Source organism: Streptomyces sp. SAS_272 (assembly GCF_052543235.1).
The window spans coordinates 23,423-39,542 of the sequence record NZ_JBMNDR010000052.1 but is presented as its reverse complement, the minus strand read 5'-3'; the positions used below and the strand labels follow the sequence as shown (position 1 = coordinate 39,542).

14 protein-coding genes are annotated in these 16,120 nt (G+C 69.4%); 6 read left to right on the top strand and 8 right to left on the bottom strand.

Annotation, left to right across the window (positions count from 1 at the left end; genetic code table 11):
- Positions 1 to 5: 5 nt before the first annotated feature.
- Positions 6 to 1,766, bottom strand: coding sequence for a S8 family peptidase (locus ACN6LD_RS26565; RefSeq protein WP_445044499.1), 1,761 nt, complete (start codon positions 1,764 to 1,766; stop codon positions 6 to 8).
- 938 nt (positions 1,767 to 2,704) lie between these two features.
- Between ACN6LD_RS26565 and ACN6LD_RS26560 the strand changes: the two genes are divergently transcribed.
- On the top strand, positions 2,705 to 3,274 hold the full coding sequence (locus ACN6LD_RS26560) for a hypothetical protein (RefSeq protein WP_445044481.1): 570 nt from the start codon (positions 2,705 to 2,707) through the stop codon (positions 3,272 to 3,274).
- 212 nt (positions 3,275 to 3,486) lie between these two features.
- On the opposite strand, the gene ACN6LD_RS26555 is transcribed toward ACN6LD_RS26560, so the two are convergent.
- Complete coding sequence (locus ACN6LD_RS26555; RefSeq protein ID WP_445044480.1) at positions 3,487 to 4,164, bottom strand: alpha/beta hydrolase; 678 nt, start codon at positions 4,162 to 4,164, stop codon at positions 3,487 to 3,489.
- Positions 4,165 to 4,565: 401 nt separating this feature from the next.
- Positions 4,566 to 5,018, bottom strand: a complete 453-nt coding sequence (locus tag ACN6LD_RS26550; protein ID WP_319195971.1) for a DUF5707 domain-containing protein — start codon at positions 5,016 to 5,018, stop codon at positions 4,566 to 4,568.
- Between the two features lie 448 nt (positions 5,019 to 5,466).
- Between ACN6LD_RS26550 and ACN6LD_RS26545 the strand changes: the two genes are divergently transcribed.
- The gene (locus ACN6LD_RS26545) at positions 5,467 to 5,838 is read left to right on the top strand and encodes a VOC family protein (RefSeq protein WP_445044479.1); all 372 of its coding nucleotides are present in this window, start codon (positions 5,467 to 5,469) and stop codon (positions 5,836 to 5,838) included.
- Between the two features lie 44 nt (positions 5,839 to 5,882).
- On the opposite strand, the gene ACN6LD_RS26540 is transcribed toward ACN6LD_RS26545, so the two are convergent.
- Entirely contained in the window at positions 5,883 to 6,695 is an 813-nt protein-coding gene (locus ACN6LD_RS26540) for a hypothetical protein (protein ID WP_319195975.1), read from the bottom strand.
- 707 nt (positions 6,696 to 7,402) lie between these two features.
- On the opposite strand from ACN6LD_RS26540, the gene ACN6LD_RS26535 reads away from it, so the two are divergent.
- The 4 genes from ACN6LD_RS26535 to ACN6LD_RS26520 all read left to right on the top strand — a co-directional run bounded on the left by ACN6LD_RS26535 (position 7,403) and on the right by ACN6LD_RS26520 (position 10,430).
- Entirely contained in the window at positions 7,403 to 7,861 is a 459-nt protein-coding gene (locus ACN6LD_RS26535; RefSeq protein ID WP_319195977.1) for an SRPBCC domain-containing protein, read from the top strand.
- Positions 7,858 to 8,202 carry an ArsR/SmtB family transcription factor gene (locus ACN6LD_RS26530; RefSeq protein WP_445044478.1) on the top strand — a complete coding sequence of 115 codons (345 nt, stop codon included), beginning with the start codon at positions 7,858 to 7,860 and terminating at the stop codon, positions 8,200 to 8,202. Before ACN6LD_RS26535 ends, ACN6LD_RS26530 begins: the two co-directional genes overlap by 4 nt.
- A 363-nt stretch (positions 8,203 to 8,565) precedes the next feature.
- Entirely contained in the window at positions 8,566 to 9,105 is a 540-nt protein-coding gene (locus ACN6LD_RS26525) for an ArsR/SmtB family transcription factor (protein ID WP_445044477.1), read from the top strand.
- The gene (locus ACN6LD_RS26520) at positions 9,102 to 10,430 is read left to right on the top strand and encodes an MFS transporter (RefSeq protein ID WP_319195982.1); all 1,329 of its coding nucleotides are present in this window, start codon (positions 9,102 to 9,104) and stop codon (positions 10,428 to 10,430) included. Before ACN6LD_RS26525 ends, ACN6LD_RS26520 begins: the two co-directional genes overlap by 4 nt.
- Before the next feature lie 153 nt (positions 10,431 to 10,583).
- Here ACN6LD_RS26520 and ACN6LD_RS26515 read toward each other — a convergent pair whose 3' ends face one another.
- The 4 genes from ACN6LD_RS26515 to ACN6LD_RS26500 all read right to left on the bottom strand — a co-directional run bounded on the left by ACN6LD_RS26515 (position 10,584) and on the right by ACN6LD_RS26500 (position 15,920).
- Positions 10,584 to 11,810, bottom strand: a complete 1,227-nt coding sequence (locus ACN6LD_RS26515) for a lactonase family protein (protein ID WP_319195984.1) — start codon at positions 11,808 to 11,810, stop codon at positions 10,584 to 10,586.
- 325 nt (positions 11,811 to 12,135) lie between these two features.
- A complete protein-coding gene (locus ACN6LD_RS26510; RefSeq protein ID WP_445044476.1) occupies positions 12,136 to 12,627 on the bottom strand; it encodes a hypothetical protein in 492 nt (163 codons plus the stop codon).
- Positions 12,624 to 15,110, bottom strand: a complete 2,487-nt coding sequence (locus ACN6LD_RS26505) for a molybdopterin oxidoreductase family protein (protein ID WP_445044475.1) — start codon at positions 15,108 to 15,110, stop codon at positions 12,624 to 12,626. Before ACN6LD_RS26505 ends, ACN6LD_RS26510 begins: the two co-directional genes overlap by 4 nt.
- Positions 15,111 to 15,257: 147 nt before the next feature.
- Positions 15,258 to 15,920 carry a DUF6766 family protein gene (locus tag ACN6LD_RS26500; protein WP_445044498.1) on the bottom strand — a complete coding sequence of 221 codons (663 nt, stop codon included), beginning with the start codon at positions 15,918 to 15,920 and terminating at the stop codon, positions 15,258 to 15,260.
- Positions 15,921 to 16,120: the final 200 nt, after the last annotated feature.

Below are 16,120 nucleotides of genomic sequence, written 5' to 3'. Positions count from 1 at the left end.
CTGCGCTAGAAGGTCAGGTTCCAGGCGTCGATCTTGCCCGTGTCGGAGGAGGCGTTGTCGTTGACACGCAGCTTCCAGGTGCCGTTCGCGACCTCCGAGGAGGCGTTGACGGTGTAGGTCTGCGCGATGTTGTCGGCGCTGCCGCCGGCGTGGTTGTGCAGCGTGTAGACGGTGCCGTCCGGCGCCACCAGATCGACCTTCAGGTCACCGATGTAGGTGTGCTTGATGTCCACACCCACCTTGAGGGTGGCCGGGGCGTTGCCCGTCACGCCGGTGACGGCGATCGGGCTCTCCACGGTCGCGTTGTCGTTGATGGCGAAGTCCGCGAGGTTCTCGAAGTACTTGCCGGGCGGCGGGGTGGCCCCGACGGCCTTGAGGGCGTCGACCTGTCCCTCGCCGAAGAACGAGTTGCTGGCCGTCGTGCCCGTGCAGCGGCTGTCCGAGGGGCAGGCGATGTCGTTGGCCTGGGCGGCCAGCTTGGCGCGGATCTGCGCCGGGGTGATGCCCGGATTGGCGCTCGCGATGAGCGCCGCCACGCCCACCACGTGCGGGGTGGCCATCGAGGTGCCGCTCTTGCTGCCGTAGCCGCCGCCGGGAACGGTGGAGTACACGCTGCTGCCCGGCGCCGCGACGTCGATGACGTCCTGCCCGTAGTTGGAGAACGAGGCCTTGGTGACGCCCGTGCCGTTGGCCGCGACCGTGACCACGCCCGGCAGCTCGGTCGGGATGTCGAGGCAGGCGTTGGTGATGGTGCGGGTGACCGGCGTCGAGTCGTTCGGGCTCGCGGAGTCGGTCGTCTTGTGGGCGAGGTCGTAGTTTTCGTTGCCCGCGGCGGCGATCTGGAGTGAGCCCTTGCCCTCGGCGTACTCCTGGGCGCGCTTGACGCCCTCGATGATGGCGGCCTGGTCGATGTTGTCCGGGCAGTTGAACTGCCACGGGTCCGTGTAGTAGCTGTTGTTGGTGACCTTGAAGCCGTGGTCACCGGCCCAGACGAAGCCGCAGATGGTGTTCTCGGCGAAGAAGAAGGAGTTGCCCGGCTCGGCGACCCGGACCGCGGAGATCTTCACCCCGGGGGCCACGCCGATGACGCCCTTGCCGTTCTTGGCCGCGGCGATGGTGCCCGCTACGTGGGTGCCGTGGGTGTCGACGTCCCGCCAGGCGCCGGCACGGGTGTCGGGCTTGCCGTAGGCGCAGGAGACCGAGTCGGCCGCGTCGAAGTTGGGTGCCAGGTCCTGGTGTTGGTCGTCCACCCCGGTGTCCAGGATGCCGACCGTGACGGAGGCGGAGCCCGGGTTCACGGCCCAGGCCTGATCGGCCTTGATCTGGCTCATGTCCGCCCGGACCGGTTCTCCGGCCGGGGTCGATGCCTGGGCCGGATTGGCAGGGAGCGCCGGGGCGTAGGCGTCGGCCGGGACGTCCGAGGTGCGCGTGGCGCCGACCTGCTGCACGCCGGTGACGCCCCGCATCGTGGCGGCGAATCCGCTGGACGCCGAGTGGGCGACGATCACGCCGATGGCGTCGAAGTTCGAGAAGACGGTGCCGCCGTTGGCCGCGATCGCTGAGCGGACCGCTGAATTGTCACCGGGGGCGGTGATCACGAGGTAGGCACGCGTGCCGGCCACCCAGGCCGCACTCTGGGAAGCCGGCACGGCGGCCGGAGCGTGGGCCTTGGCGGCCGGCGCGGTGGAGGGGGCGATGGGGAGCGTGCCCGCGAGGGCGCCGGGGGCGCCGAACGCGAGTGCGGCGCCGAGCGTGGCCGCCAGCACCAGCGTGCGTCGAGGTCGGCTGGATATGTGGGGTCTCAATGCGTCCTCCGGAGACGGCCCGGCCGTGCTGAAGGCATCGGCCGGGCCGTACGAAACGAGTGGTGGATGCAAGATGTCAGACGCGTGCTCCTGTGCGGAAGTACCTTTCCGTGCCGGGACGTTGTAGGGGGATGGCTGAAAAGAGACACACTCGGGCCATCCGGGGTCGGGATCCACCGGGAGCTCGGTGACATCGACCGCGACCTGGCGTTCGCCGCCGGTCTGGAGCACGGTGCCGCCGAGGCCGAGCCGGCCGTGCTGCCCACACCAGAGCGCCGGACCGCGCGGTGACCGACACCGCCCGACCTGCTGGCCGTCGGCGACGTGCCGGCCACGTTCCATCCAGCTGCAACTCGTGGAGCGCACCGCGCCGCAGGAGACCCGCCGCCTCTCGGCACACGCGCCGACGACCGACGACCGAGGTCACTGCGCGCCGGCCTGACCTGCCCGGCGTCACCGCCTTCGCGCTCTGCACAGCCCCGCCACCCTGACCGGCCCCTCGGCCGGATCCGGCGCGATACCCGCCCGCGATGCACCGTTGTGGCGCCGGACCGGTTACGGCACGCTCGGCACGCGGGTCCCCTCGCCCTGCACTGGCGCCGGTGGACCCGTGACGCGGTGAACCGGCGCACAGCGGGGTCGCTGGCGCGCCTGACGCCCTCGTCGAGCAGAGTCGACCCTGTCGGCCGCGGACGGGCCGTCCTCAGGCGAGCGCTGTTCCGGGGCCTGCCGTTCTTGGTGTCGGGTAGGGCAGCTGTCGCCCACGGGCTGTCCGCCCGGCGTCATCCGTGATCTCTTTCTCTCCCTTACCGATCAGCGGCCACCCGCCCCACCTCGACCGGGCTAGATTTCCGAACGGCCCGAACTCCGGGCCCTACGGAGGGGGTTGAAGCTAATCGATGAAGCGTTACGGTACCGTCCTTCCCGGCCCGCTACGGAAGGTCGCCGCAGTCGTCACGGCCACCACGGCGGCCGCCGCCATGACACTGGCGCTCGCTCCGTCCGCCGCCGCGGCCACCTATCAGTACGACTGCCGTCGCCTTGCGGGCGCCGGCACGTACAGCAACCCCCTCAGGCTGGGCAATGTGACGGGCCGGACCGTGGTGGCGGTGAACTGCCCGCCCCTGACCTCCGGCGCGGGCTACGCCAACCGCTATTTCAGCTTCAGTCTCACCAGGCCGGCTCGCGTCCCGTCGTACGCGGGTGCGTCCTTCGTCCTCAACCGTACGCAGAAGTCCGCGGTCAATCCCTCGCTCGCCCGCGGCCCCTACACCCTCCTGCACACCGGCGCGGGTCTGTGGACGTACGACCCCAGTGGTGTCTTCAACGGCCGGTACCTGCCGCTGGCCCCTCTTCCCGGCAGCGGTGTTCTCCCGGCCGGGACGTACCGGCTGAACATGCAGAAGCTCGACTCACCGTTGCGATCGCTCAGCACCCCCTGGTTCAACGTGGTCGCGGCCGCACCCTGACCCCTCCACGGTTGACCGGCCTCACCCCCGAACGGCAGGCTCCGGCGAATTCGGTGTGCAGGAGTCGATGCCCCACTGATCGCTTCCGCATCCGTCACCAGCGGGGCCCGCGGTGACCAGCCCACGCCGTCGCCGGCATCCGCCGCTGCAAGGCAAACCGCGAGAATCCGTTGGGTGCAGCTCGGATGGAGTGGTCGCTCGGGTGGGTTTCGTCAGGTCGCGGCTGAGCGCCACAGCCAGCGGAGCGCATCGGGGAGGAGGACTCCGCCGTGGTTGGGGCTGTGGCCACCGTCGCCGAGGACGAGACGGAAGTCGTAGCCTGCTTCCGCGAGAGCGGCTGCCACACGCAGATTGCCGGCGAGCCAGTTCCTGTCGGGCCCATTCCAGTTGAGGTCGCGGTGGCCTGCTTGCATGAAGATGCGCAGCGGTTTGCGGTGGGTGTTGGGGATCAGGGCAGGGTACGGATTTCCGTTCGGCATCTGCGTGAAGCTGGAGAGGTAGCAGATGACTCGCCGGAACTTGTCCGGGCGCATCCACGCAGCGGTGAAGGCGCAGTTGCCGCCGCTGCTGCCACCGCAGACGGCCCATCGGTCGGCGTCCTCGGCGATCGAGTAGCGCCGTGTGACCCGGGGGATGATCTCAGTCAGGAGAAAAGTGACGTAGCGGTCGTCGAACGCGTCGTACTCGGCGTTGCGGTTCTTCGATCGGTCGGCGTTCTCGAGGACGCCGGGGTCGACGAAGACACCGATGGTGACCGGGATCTCGCCGCGGTGGATGAGGTTGTCCAACACGATGGCGCCGCGGACCTGCCCGTCCGGGTCCAGGTACCACCATCCGTCCTGGAAAACCATCAGCGAAGCGGGTTCACCAGGGTCGTATTGTGCGGGCACATGAACCCAGTACCGCCTCGTGGTGCCGGGGTAGATAGTGCTCTCGCACCAGTCGGACTCCACGGTCGAGCCGGCTGTACCTCCGAATCCGGCCCGTGGGCGTAGCGAACGTCTTGCTGGTCGATGGGGAGCGGACGAAAGGGCAGCTCGATGGTCACGTCCGCACCCTGGAGACGCTGTCCGACCGCCTCAAAGGGATTGTGTGCGGTTTGCTCGGAGCGACGGCCGCGACGAAGAGGCGGGGGGCGGAAGTTCGCTGGTCGGGGGTGGGGGCAAAGGCGTTAGGCGGGACGCACAGCCCGTCCCTCGCTGGGTGAGACAAACAGGTCGACGACCGCTGAGCCGTGCGGGCAGCCGCACTTGCGCAACACCCGATCGGCGACGAGGCATGCGTGTTCGGGTCACTTGACGATGAAGTCGGCTGCCTCGGCGTTCAGGGTGGTGGTGCCGTTCCGCGCGGTGGCGAGCACGGCGATGTGCCAAACGCCGCGCGGGGACGACTCGGCGTCGGAAGCGGTGGCCTTGATGGTGTAAGTGCAGTTCACGGTGTGCTTCTTGAAGGGCTTGCAGACGGCTGTGTCGGCGGCGGTCATGTCCTTGGCGGTCAGCTTGTCCTTGGCGAAGGACGAGCTCTGCGGCCATGCCAGCACCTTCACGTTCTTCACGCCGGAGGACGCCGTGACGGAGGTGGTGAAGGTGAGCGAGCCGTCGCGGTTGCCGTCGGGGGCGGTGTAGCGGGCGCTGCTGTGCGTCAGTGCCGGAGGCTCCTCGCCGGCGTAGGCGAGAGCGTACGCACCGGCGCCCACGAGGACGACGGCGCCGGCGGCGACGGAAAGAGCCATACGTCGGGACACGAGATTCTCCGCAACTGTCTCAACTGGATCGGGCCGGCGCTCGTGGTCTGCGCCGTTGCACCGATACTCGCCTTGCGAAGGTCGGCCCGGCATGAGGAAGAGTACTCAGCTCGGTGTGAGTACGCCTGCTCGCTCTGCCACTCGGCGCAGTCACGGGGCCGCATCTGCCAGAGCCACCGTCGCTGCCTGCCATCCACTGCACCAACCTTGGGAGAATGTGGTGCCGGTCATGTGCCGCATCACGAAATGCCAGTCGAGTCCCAGAACGATGCGTGCGGCCCCGTCGTTCCCGCACCCCGCGAGGTGGCTACCGCACGCGGATCAGGTAACAGGTCCGAGGGCCGGCGTTTCGGCAACTGCCGTAGCCGAGCCTTGTTGTCTCACCCATGACCGGCGGACTCTCTCCTGCTCGGGGCCCCATGTCCGACCCGCGACCTACGATGCCGGGATGCAGCCACACTTCACTGGCACCGCCCTGATCACCGACGATGTTCCGGCTCTCGCCGCCTTCTACGCCGCCGTCCTGGACGCAGACGTCGAAGGAAGTGACCCCTTCGCCCGGGTGATGGTCCCCGGGGCCGTCCTGTCGTTCTTCTCCACACAGGGCATGGAGTCGATGGTGCCCGGATCGATGGCCTCCGCTGCGCGTGGAGGTTTCACCCTTGAGTTCCAAGTTTCCGACGTGGACGCACGCCACGAACGCCTGTTGGCTCGGGGCGTCGAGATCCTCAAACCGCCGACAACGCAGCCTTGGGGACGCCGCTCAGTGTGGCTGCGCGACCCAGACGGCAACATCGTCAACCTCTACCAGGAGGCGTGACGAGCGGTCCCCACACCTTTGCTGCACTCATTGCGGGACAGCCCTCAGGCGGAGACAGGGAAGTCCTTGCGCTTGATCTTGGCGCGGCGACCGTCCGGGTGGTGGAAGACGATGCCCTCGGCCAGGGTGCCGGGGGCGAAGCGGCTCTCCAGTTCGACGAGGAAGTCGCGAAGGCTGGCGTAGTCGCGCGGCACGTCCTGGTAGACCGGCACCTCCAGGTTGAACGGCACGCACCGATGGTTGTCCAACCCCAGGGGGTTGCCCTGGATGCGGGGGCCGAGCGCTTCGCAGGAGTGCTCGCCGTCCGGCCACGACGTGACGTCAGTGTTGCGGGCGGCGGCCAGGACCCACTTGTCCTCCGCGGCGCCCTCGGTGGTGTCGACGTACCAGCCGTCCTTGATCCCCTGTGCCTTCTGCAGCTTGCTCGGGTTGCGCCGCTTTTCGACCCGTACCAGCCGGCCGGCCCGGACGGTGAGGCGGACGTTGGTTCCGTCCAGCTTCTCTGTCGGGGTCCCCTCGCCGTCGAACACCCATGCACACTCTGCCTGCGGCCGGTCGACGACCCGAAAGTCGCCGTCCCGCTCGAACAGCGTGGGGATCTTCTCCATGACCTGCATGCCCCTTCTGACGTGGCTGACCAGTTCCTCGTGTGTGATGCCACCAGACGCCAGGCCGCCCGCCAGCGCGCGGACCAGGTCCGCGACCGAGACCTCAGCCTCGACGGCGACCCGCTTCAGCGCCTTCTTCTCCTCGGGCGAGATCCAGGCGACCAGTCGGGACCAGCCTTCGGGCGGCGTCCATCGCGCGAGCTGCTCCGGATTCTTCCGGGGCCTACCGCGTCCTCTGCGCTCCTCCATGGGCAGGACCCTAGGCCTGCATTTAACGATGTGTCAATTGGCATAACAGAAAATGGCAGGAGGGCCTTCGGGTGCTGCGCCCGGGTCTGCCAGGCCGGCCGGAACGACGCGACAACCACCGTGCCTTTGCCTATGTGCAGGCGGAACCGGCCGACTGCGAAGAGGCCAAGCTGATGTGCCTGTGCTACGGCGGGACCATCAGCAAGTGGAGCTTCGCCCGCTGCTGTGCCGGAAGCGACTGTCACGAAGACCCGCCCAACGACACCCTCGCCGAGGCCCCGAAGGCGCCCTTGACTGCGCCTGCCGACTCCACTTCGTCCCACACTGCATCTGACCAGGCGACACCGCCCGACACCGGCCGGGCTGTTCTGGACCGGCCGTAGCGCTCTCGCCGGGCGCCTGGCCTGCGCTGAGGAGATTTCGACCGGGCGGCGGCGGAACCTCACCTGCGAGAAGAGCTGAACCTTCTGGGCCTTCGCCGCGATCCAGGTCCTGCGCCTGACCGCCATCCGCTACGAGGAACTCCTGGAGCCGACCCACCACAGCATCACCGAACACCCGCTCCTCCGCCGGCCAACGATGAGTAGCGGGTGCTCGAAGGTTGGCGTGATCCAAGCGGCCACGCATCCATGTGCAACCGATCGGTTGCGCATGAGCTTTCGGATGTGCAACCTTTGGGTAGCGCATCCGGATGAGATGAGGTTGCAATGACCCCCGACACGATCGAACGCGCCATCCTGATCAACGCCTCCAGGGAACGGGTCTGGTCCGTGCTGAGCGAGTCCGCTTTCCTCGGCCGCTGGTTCGGGAATGGAGAGCCGGTCAAGATCGACCTGCGCCCCGGCGGTCTCCTGGTCTTCGATCACGGCATCCACGGCGTCATTCCCGCCCGTATCCAGACAGTCGAACCGCCGCGCGTCCTGTCCTGGCGGTGGTCCCAAGGCGCCGCAGGCGAGGAGCCGGACGACTCCAACGCCACTCTTGTCGAGTTCACCCTGACCGAAGACGCCTCCACTGGAGGCACCCGACTCACCATGGTCGAGAGCGGCTTCGCGAACCTCGGGCTGTCCACCGACGAGGCCACCGACCGGCACCGGGCCAACAGCCTGAACTGGCCCGGCAAGTTGGGCCAACTGTGCGCGGACTGCGAACAAACCACGGCATGACCCGCACCACCGAGGGCGAACGGGCCCCCGAGGACGTTCTGATGGCCCTGGCCGACCCGATCCGCCGAGAGGTTTTGGCCGTCCTTGCCCGTGACGGCGGTGCGACCTCGACATCCCTGGCGGCCATGCTCCCTGTCACCCGCCAGGCGGTGGCCAAACACCTGGCCGTCCTTGACCGCGCAGGGCTGGTGCGCGCCCACCGGGCCGGACGCGAGGTCCGCTACGAAGCCGACCTGCGACCACTGCGGCGCGCAACGCGGTGGATGGACACCCTCGCCGCCCAGTGGGAACGCCGCCTCAACGCGATCAAGGATCTGGCGGAGGGGGCTACCGGGCCCTGACCCCCGCAGCGCCGCCTCAAAGGCCCATCGCAGTGCGGAGTATTCCCTCGCGCAACCGTGCGCCCGGTCATCCGTCATTGCCCAGAGTGGCACGTGCCGGGCGATCGCCGGGCACGTGGGCTTGAGCCCAAGAAGATCAAGAGGCCGCTCCAGAATGCGGTCGTAGTGGAACGGCGCCTTCGAAGCCGGTCCAGTTCACGGCTTGGCCGTGCGGACACGGCGCAGGCCCTTGCGTGCACAGGCAGGACGGCCGGTTACGGCCCGCGGTAACTGCGGAAGGAGTGCCCCCCCGGCCGTGCCGGTTGCGAAAGCCAGAACGAAATCCCCTTGCGCAATGGTCAAGAAACGTTGACCATTGTTGCCATGCCTACCGATGATCTGCCCGAGACCATCCACGTCACCACGGACGAACAGCTGCGTGCCGTCTCCAATCTGACGCGTCACCGGATCATGGCCGTGCTCCGCTTCGAGCCCGCGACGATCACGCAGATCGCCGGGCGGGTGGGCCTTGCGAAGGGGAGTTCCAGCTATCACGTACGACTGCTCGAGCGGGCCGGCCTGGTGAAGGTGGTGCGAACCCGGAAGGTCCGGGGGGTGACCGAGCGGTACTACGCCATGGCCGCGCGGTCGATCGTGCTGCCGGACCCGGGCGAGGGCGGGCCGGATGTGCTGATGCGGCACGCGGTGGCGGACCTGGAGGCAGCGCCGGCGGACGGCGAGCGGCACGTACGGATGGCGCATCTGCGGCTCACCGAGGAGCAGTTCGCGGAGCTGGGGGCGCGGCTGGAGGCACTGGCGGACGAGTACCGGGAGCTGTCCGATCCGTCGTTGCCGGACGCGTCGCTCGTCTTCGCACTGTTCCACCCGGCACCGCGCGAGCAGACCGAAGGGGACGCCAAGTGATCTCAGGTGTGCGGAAGTTGCCGACCGGCTTCGGACGGCTGTGGACTGCGCAGACGGTGTCCTCGCTCGGTGACGGGGTGTCGCATGCCGCGCTGCCACTGCTCGCGTTGACGTTGACACGGGATCCGATGGCGCTCGCCGTCGTCACGGCCGCCGGAACGCTGCCATGGCTGCTGTTCGGTGTCCTCGGCGGCGCGCTGGTGGACCGTTGGGACCGTCGGCGCACGATGTGGGTCGCGGACGCGGCGCGTGCGGTGCTGCTCGCGATACCGGCGGCAGCGGCCGCGCTCGGTGTGCTGAGCATCCCACTGCTTGCGGCCGTCGCCTTCCTGCTCGGCCTCGGCGGACTCTTCTTCGACACAGCGGCCGCGGCCTATCTGCCGGATCTGCTCGGCCGCGACCCCGCGCTCCTGGAGCGTGCCAACTCCCGTCTGCGCGGCGCCCAGACTGCCGCGTCCGGCTTCGCGGGACCACCCGCGGGCAGTGCCCTGCTCGCGCTCGGGCGTGCGTTTCCGCTGCTCGCCGACGCCCTGTCGTTCGCGTTCTCCGCGCTGCTCGTAAGGTCGCTGCCTGCCGCACCCCGGCCCGTACCGCAGGCCCGTGAGTCGCTGCTGCGGCAGGCGCGGGCCGGCGCCTCGTACGTATTCCGGGATCGCTTGCTTCTCGGGCTCGCGCTGCGTCCGGCGGTGGGGAACGTCGCCTTCCTCGCCGTGGAGACCGTACTCGCCCTCTTCGCGCACGATCGTCTCGGCGTCGACACCTTCGGCTTCGGCCTGCTCCTCACGGCGGAGGCCACCGGAGGCCTGCTCGGCGCGGGCATCGCCTCCCTCCTCGGCCGACGACTCGGCACCGGCACCGCACTGACCTGCACGGCCGCAGTCGAGGGACTCGCCATTCTGGGCCTTGCCGCAGCCCCGAACCCGTACGTCGCCGGCCTCGCGCTCGCCGTCTGCGGAGCGGGCATGGGCGCCACCATGGTGCTCGGCCCCTCCCTCCGGCAGGCGATCGTCCCCGCCCCTCTGATGGGCCGGGTCGTCTCCACCTCCCGCATGCTCGCCATGTGCGCAGCCCCGTTCGGCGCCATCCTCGGCGGCTGGCTGGCCACCGCCTACGACGTACGAACCCCGCTCTACACCGCCGCCGGCCTTCTCCTCGCCATGACCGCCGTCACGGCGACCATGACCAGCAACCGCCGGGTCGAGGCGGCGCTGCGCGCCACCGCCCCGTCCAGCGGTCCAGATCACCCGGTGTCCAAGGACCCTGCCCAGGAGAGTGCACCCCGCGTGACGAGGCAGGGCGTGAGCCAGGCTGGCGCCAAGGCGTGAGGTCGAGCCCGGGATACCGCGGCGCCGCCCAGCAGTCTGCTCTGCCAGGGCGCCGAGGATTGCGTTCGGCGCGAAGGCGGGGCCCTGCCCTGAGTGTCGACCGGTCGCTGGGGAGGGGAGTCTCCAGGGCGAAGGGCTGCGGCGGCGGCTTCGTCACACCGCGGCGATGCCTTCCATGCCGGATTCGGCGAAGGGGGGCAGTCCGGTAGCCGTGGTGACCTTGGTGAGGGAGCCGTTCCGGCCGATGCGGAAGCCGTCGACGGTGCCGGAGGTCCCGTTCTGCACGTACAGGAACTTCTCGTCCTGAGTCACCGCCAGGTCGATGACGCCCTGGGACATGGCCGACGGCGGGGTGGCGATACCGCTCTCGTCCGTGAGCGCCAGCTTGCCGTGCCGGTCGGTGCGGTAGCCGGTGACGGTGGAATTGCCGGTGTTGCCGCCGTAGAAGAAGTCACCGGCGCGTTCCAGCCAGCACAGGGTGTTCTGACCGTTGGCGAGGGGTTTCTGGACGACCTTGAGGCGGCCGTCGGCGAGCACCTCGTACGTGCTGACCGTGGACTTCTCGGCCTCGGCGACCAGCATCCGGTCCTTCTTGTCGAAGGTGATCGCGAAGGGCACGCCGCCGGCCGAGGGGTTGACCTTCGCGCGATGTGCGGGACGTCCGTCGCGCCGCATCGGGAACACCTCGATGGTGTTGGCCGACTTCGTGGTGACGACCAGCTCACGGCCACCCGGAGTGAAGGCGACCTGGCCGGGCGAGCTGCTGAACAACGGCACCTTGTCGTTCTTCAGCCCCAGGGAGCGATGGGAACCGCTCAGCGGCTTCAGTCCGGCGGGTGTGATCCTGAATCCCTGGACGCTGCCCGCGCCTCCCGCGTTCATGACGTAGGCGAGGTCGCCGGACACCGCGATGGATGAAGGGAAATCCCCGCCCGAGCGCACCGTCCGACGGTGCGTCAGCTTCTGTCCCTCGACCCGGAACGACGTCACGGTGCCACTGCCCGCGTTGACGGCCAGCAGCAGATGCGAGCCACGGTCGTAGACGAGTGAGCCCTGGGACGCGAGGGAGTCGGTGGGTGCGTCGACCTGGTCGCCGCCCTTGCCACCGGTGGCGTAGGCGCCTGCGGAGGTCAGCTTGCCGTCGTCGCTGCGCTTGAAGGCGTGGATGGTGTTTCCGGCGAGCTCGTTGCCCTGTACGAAGACGGCATGGGCGGCTCCGGCCCTCGCGCTCTTCGTCGTCACGCCGTCGTGCGCGCGGGGGACTTCCCCCGCCGAGGCGATGGCCACCGTCGTCGCGACTGCCGCCGACGCGAGGATGCCGGCCCCGGCGATGGTCATGCGGACCTGCGACTTGGACCTGCGCCTGGTATGCCTGCTCACGCCTGACTCCTTGCACCTCGGCGCCACCGCCGGTCGGTGACGTGCAGAGCCAGAGTTGCCTGTGGTGCGGGTGGGATGAAGATGTTTCGGTTCCGCGTCAGCTTCTCGTAAGAACTTCCGTTCGCCCGGAGATTCGCAGGAGCAGTCCGGCCTGCGGCCCGCCTACGCCCTTGCCCCGCACACAGAGGTGAGGAGACGCGACGACGATGTCCGGCGTGGGACCGGGGCTGAGGGTCAGGTAGCGCTCGCCGGGCGGACGGTGGGTGGACAGAGGGTCGAGTGAGTCGTGTGATCCGGTCGCCCTCCTTGTCCGCAGGGGACCGTGTCACAGGCTGGACAGCGCCTGGGGCGAGAGGATCTTGATCATGGTGTTGGTCCAGCGCATCTGCCGCAGCGTCTGAGGGTGGCACGCGGAGACCACGGACAGGAGTGCGTCGTCCCTGGTGGCCTGCGCGGCTTGCCCGAGCATCTCCCAGTACAGGGAGTTCTGCGCGGCGGCCAGATGGAGATCGCGCAGGTCGCGCAGGAGGAGCAGAGCGGGTTCCGGCCGGTGCACCAGCGCCTCGGCCGCCCTCTCCCGCACCGCCGACAGCAGGCCCGGCGAGTGGTCCTTCGGCGGATCGCCGAGGTGCAGACCGCGGTCCCGGCCGACGTCGGCCACGCGCTGGGCGTTTTCGCGGGACCAGTGGGCGAGGTCGGTGGCGACATGGTGGACCTCGTGGTCGGCCCGGTGGCGTTCGGCCGCCGTCGTCAGCTCCTTGGCCAGGTGCTGCTCGCCGCGGTGGAGCGCGCGCAGGGTGAGGTCGACGCCGTTCACGCGGTGCCGTCCTTTCGGTCGTCCGGCGGATCGGCTGACTGGGAGGCCAGGGCTGCTCGGCCGCCGGCCGTGGCGGGCACGGCGTCGGCGCGCGCGGGGGCGGACGCCGTGGTCGTCGGCGCCGGGGCGGTGTGGCCGTCGGCGTGCTCCACGCGGCGCAGGGCGGCCGCTGCGGTCTTGAACAGCGGTTGTTTGGAGACGGGATCCCAGTCGGTGACGGTCGTCTCGTTCGCGGCGCGCCCGGGCATGTCACCGTCCGGCGCGTGGCCGGCCTTGGTGTCCCAGTAGCCGTAGTGGAAGGGGACGAACAGCAGACCTGGGCGGATGCCGGTGACGCGCAGCCGTCCCCGTAGGGCGCCGCGCGGTGTCGTCACCTCGACCAGGTCCCCCTCGTCCAGTCCGAGGTCTGCCGCGTCGGAGGCGGACGCCTCCACCCACACGTCGGGGGCCGCCGCGTTCAACTGCGGCGCACGCCCGGTCTTTGTGCGGGTGTGGAAGTGGTAGAGGGTGCGGCCCGTGGTCAGCTGGAAGGGGTAGGCCTCGTCGGGTGCCTCGTGGGGCGGCAGGTATCCGGCCGCCTTGATCATGGCCTTGCCGTCGGGGTTGAGGGAGCGGTACTCGACGACCTCTTGGGAGGCGCCGGTGACCAGGTCCTTGCCGTAGCTCTCGCAGACGTCCGGGTGGGCCCAGGTGATGCCGTCCGTGTAGAGGCGTTCCGTGCCGTCAGGGGCCTCGTCGTTGCACGGCCACTGGATTCCGGTCACACCGCGCAGCCGGTCGTAGGTGAGGCCGGTGTAGTCGCAGGGCCGGCCGGCGCTGCACCGCTTCCATGCCTCGAAGGCGGATTCGGGATCGTGCCAGGTGATCAGCGGGCCGCCGTCCTTGTCGCGGAAGTTCATGCGGGCCGCGTAGTCGAGGAAGATGTCCAGATCCGGCCTGGCCGCGCCGGGCGGTTCGACGGCCTTGTCGGACAGGTGGACCGTGCGGTCGGCGTTGGTGAAGGTGCCGGTCTTCTCGCCCCAGGTGGCGGCGGGCAGGACCACGTCGGCGAACTGGGCGGTCTCGGTGAGGAACAGGTCCTGGACGACGACGAAGAGGCGCTCCTGCTCCAGGATCGAGCGGATGCGGGACAGTTCCGGCAGCGAGACCGCGGGGTTGGTGCCGCTGATCCACAGCATGCGGATCGACCCCTGCTCGGCGTAGCGGAACATCTGCATGGCGTGGGTCGGCGGGGCGTAGTGCGGGATCGTCTCGGGTTCGACGTTCCACACTTTGGCCAGGTCGGCGACGTGGCTGTCGTTCTGCCAGTTGCGGAAGCCGGGCAGGTCGCCGTTGGCGCCGCACTCACGGGTGTTCTGGGCCGTGGGCTGTCCGTTCATCTGCAGCACGCCGGCGCCCGGCCGCCCCAGCATGCCGCGGATCAGGTGCAGGTTGTTGATCTGCACGGCGGCGGCGGTGGCCTGATGGGACTGGTAGACCCCTTGCAGCACCGTGGACAGCAGCCGGTTGGCGGCGCCGAGGAGCTCGGCGGCCTCGCCGATCCGGGCGGCCGGCACGTCGCAGACGCCGGCCGCCCATTCGGGGGTGCACTCCTCGACCCTGGACGCCAGTTCCTCGAAGCCGACCGTGTGGGCTGCGATGTAGTCGTGGTCGACGCGATCGGTGCGGATGATCTCGTGGAGGAGCGCGTTGAGCAGGGCGACGTTCGTGCCGACGCGGGGGGCGAGGTGGACGGCCGCCCTGCGGGCCACCTGGGTGGGGCGCGGGTCGACGCAGACCAGGCGGGGCGGCTCGCCGCCCTCCAGGCGGTCGAGGATGCGCATCCACTGCACGGGCTGCGTCTCGGCGATGTTGTGCCCGAACAGCGCGATCACGTCGGCGTCGTCGATGTCGTCGTAGCTGCCGGGCTGTCCGTCGCAGCCGAAGGACTCCTTCAGCGCCTCGCCGGCGGTGGCGGTGCACAGGCGCGTGTTGCCGTCCAGGTGGTTGGTGCCGATGCCGGCCCTCGCCAGTACCGCGAGCGTGTAGTACTCCTCCAGGAACAGCTGCCCGGTCGTGTAGAAGCCGACCGACCCCGGACCCCGTTCGTCCAGCAGTTCCCGGGTGCGGGCGACGATCCGGTTCATCGCGGTGTCCCAGTCGCACGGCACCAGACGTCCGCCCTCGCGGACGAGCGGTCTGGTGAGCCGGTCCTTCGAGGCGTTCGCCTGCCAGCCGAAGAGGTCCTTGGGACCCAGCCGGCCGTGGTTGACCCGATCCTGCGCGCGGCCCCGGACACCCACCATGCGCCCGTCCACGACCGCGATGTCCATCGCGTCCCCGTCCGAATGCAGGATCGAGGCCGCCTGCACCCACCGCTGCACCGCGGCCTGATCGACACCCTCCTCCAAGAAGGCGTCCGTCCTGGCCGGCCACGGCTCGTGTCGGCCATAGGGGGTCCGGCTTCCCCACGGCTGCGCGATCCGGTCCACCGAAGCGTCCATGTGTGCCTCCTGACGCCCCCCGGACGCCTGACGCGGCGCGTGTCACAGGTACCCCTTGTCACCGTCGCCTAACGCCGCCCTGCCCCACCATGGGCTCGGCGGCGTGGCACGGTCATGCCAGCTCCGTGCGGCCGTTCCCCTCGGCCCTCAGCCTTCGACACCGGTGGCCGAATGGGACGCCCCGACGGGCTTGGACTCCGGTGAACCTCGTTGCCTCAGGTAGATGGCGAGGATGGCCATGGAGGCCACGGCGAGCAGCTCGGACTGCCAGTTCTGCAGGGTGCGGCTCCAGATGTCCGCCGAGGAGAGGTATCCGGCCCAGGAGAGCGGGGCCTGCAGCCCGCGCAGCTGCTGTTCGTTGTAAGCGGCGACGCCCGTGATGGACTGGGCCAGCCACGACAGCAGAAAGATGACGCCCATGACCAGGCCGAGCGAGCGTGAGTAGACCACTGCGCGCCAGTCCCTGGCCGCGGCCCAGCGCGGGGAGGCGTCCGTGGCGTGCTCGCCGACCATCTGGTCCTCGTCCGACTCGGTGCCGGCCTTGCCGAGTTCCTTGGACTCCGGCGAGCCCTGTTGCAGCAGCCAGACGGTGCCGAAGATGTACAGAAAGAACTGCAGGTATTCCGACTGCCAGTTCTCGGTGACGTCGGCGGCGAAGTCCGACGTGGTCAGGTACGCGCCGAAGCTGATCGGTGCCATGCCGTCGCTGACGAGCTGGTTGTCGAAGTCCGCGTGACCGGCCACGGCCTGGCCCGCCAGCGCGAGCAGGAACGTGAACAGGAAGAACAGCCCGAGGCTGTTGTGGTGCAGAAAGCGCCGTACACGATGCCGATTCCGGGGCGGGGCTGCACTCTCACCGGACGCGGGTGCACCGTCCCAGCGGTCACGTGCACAACGGCTACCCGATCAGGGCACACTCATCCACTCCCGCCCGCAACCGGGGACGCGTACGGTCGGGCCCCGGGCCCGTGGCTCGCCGCCGCCTCCTCGTCACCCGAACGTCCTGGTCT

Bases quoted from the DNA above. Each gene is read 5' to 3' on its own strand.
- ACN6LD_RS26525 (WP_445044477.1), top strand. From the start codon at position 8,566: ATGCCTACCGATGATCTGCCCGAGACCATCCACGTCACCACGGACGAA.
- ACN6LD_RS26540 (WP_319195975.1), bottom strand. From the start codon at position 6,695: ATGGAGGAGCGCAGAGGACGCGGTAGGCCCCGGAAGAATCCGGAGCAG.
- ACN6LD_RS26505 (WP_445044475.1), bottom strand. From the start codon at position 15,110: ATGGACGCTTCGGTGGACCGGATCGCGCAGCCGTGGGGAAGCCGGACC.
- ACN6LD_RS26535 (WP_319195977.1), top strand. From the start codon at position 7,403: ATGACCCCCGACACGATCGAACGCGCCATCCTGATCAACGCCTCCAGG.
- ACN6LD_RS26530 (WP_445044478.1), top strand. From the start codon at position 7,858: ATGACCCGCACCACCGAGGGCGAACGGGCCCCCGAGGACGTTCTGATG.
- ACN6LD_RS26545 (WP_445044479.1), top strand. From the start codon at position 5,467: ATGCAGCCACACTTCACTGGCACCGCCCTGATCACCGACGATGTTCCG.
- ACN6LD_RS26560 (WP_445044481.1), top strand. From the start codon at position 2,705: ATGAAGCGTTACGGTACCGTCCTTCCCGGCCCGCTACGGAAGGTCGCC.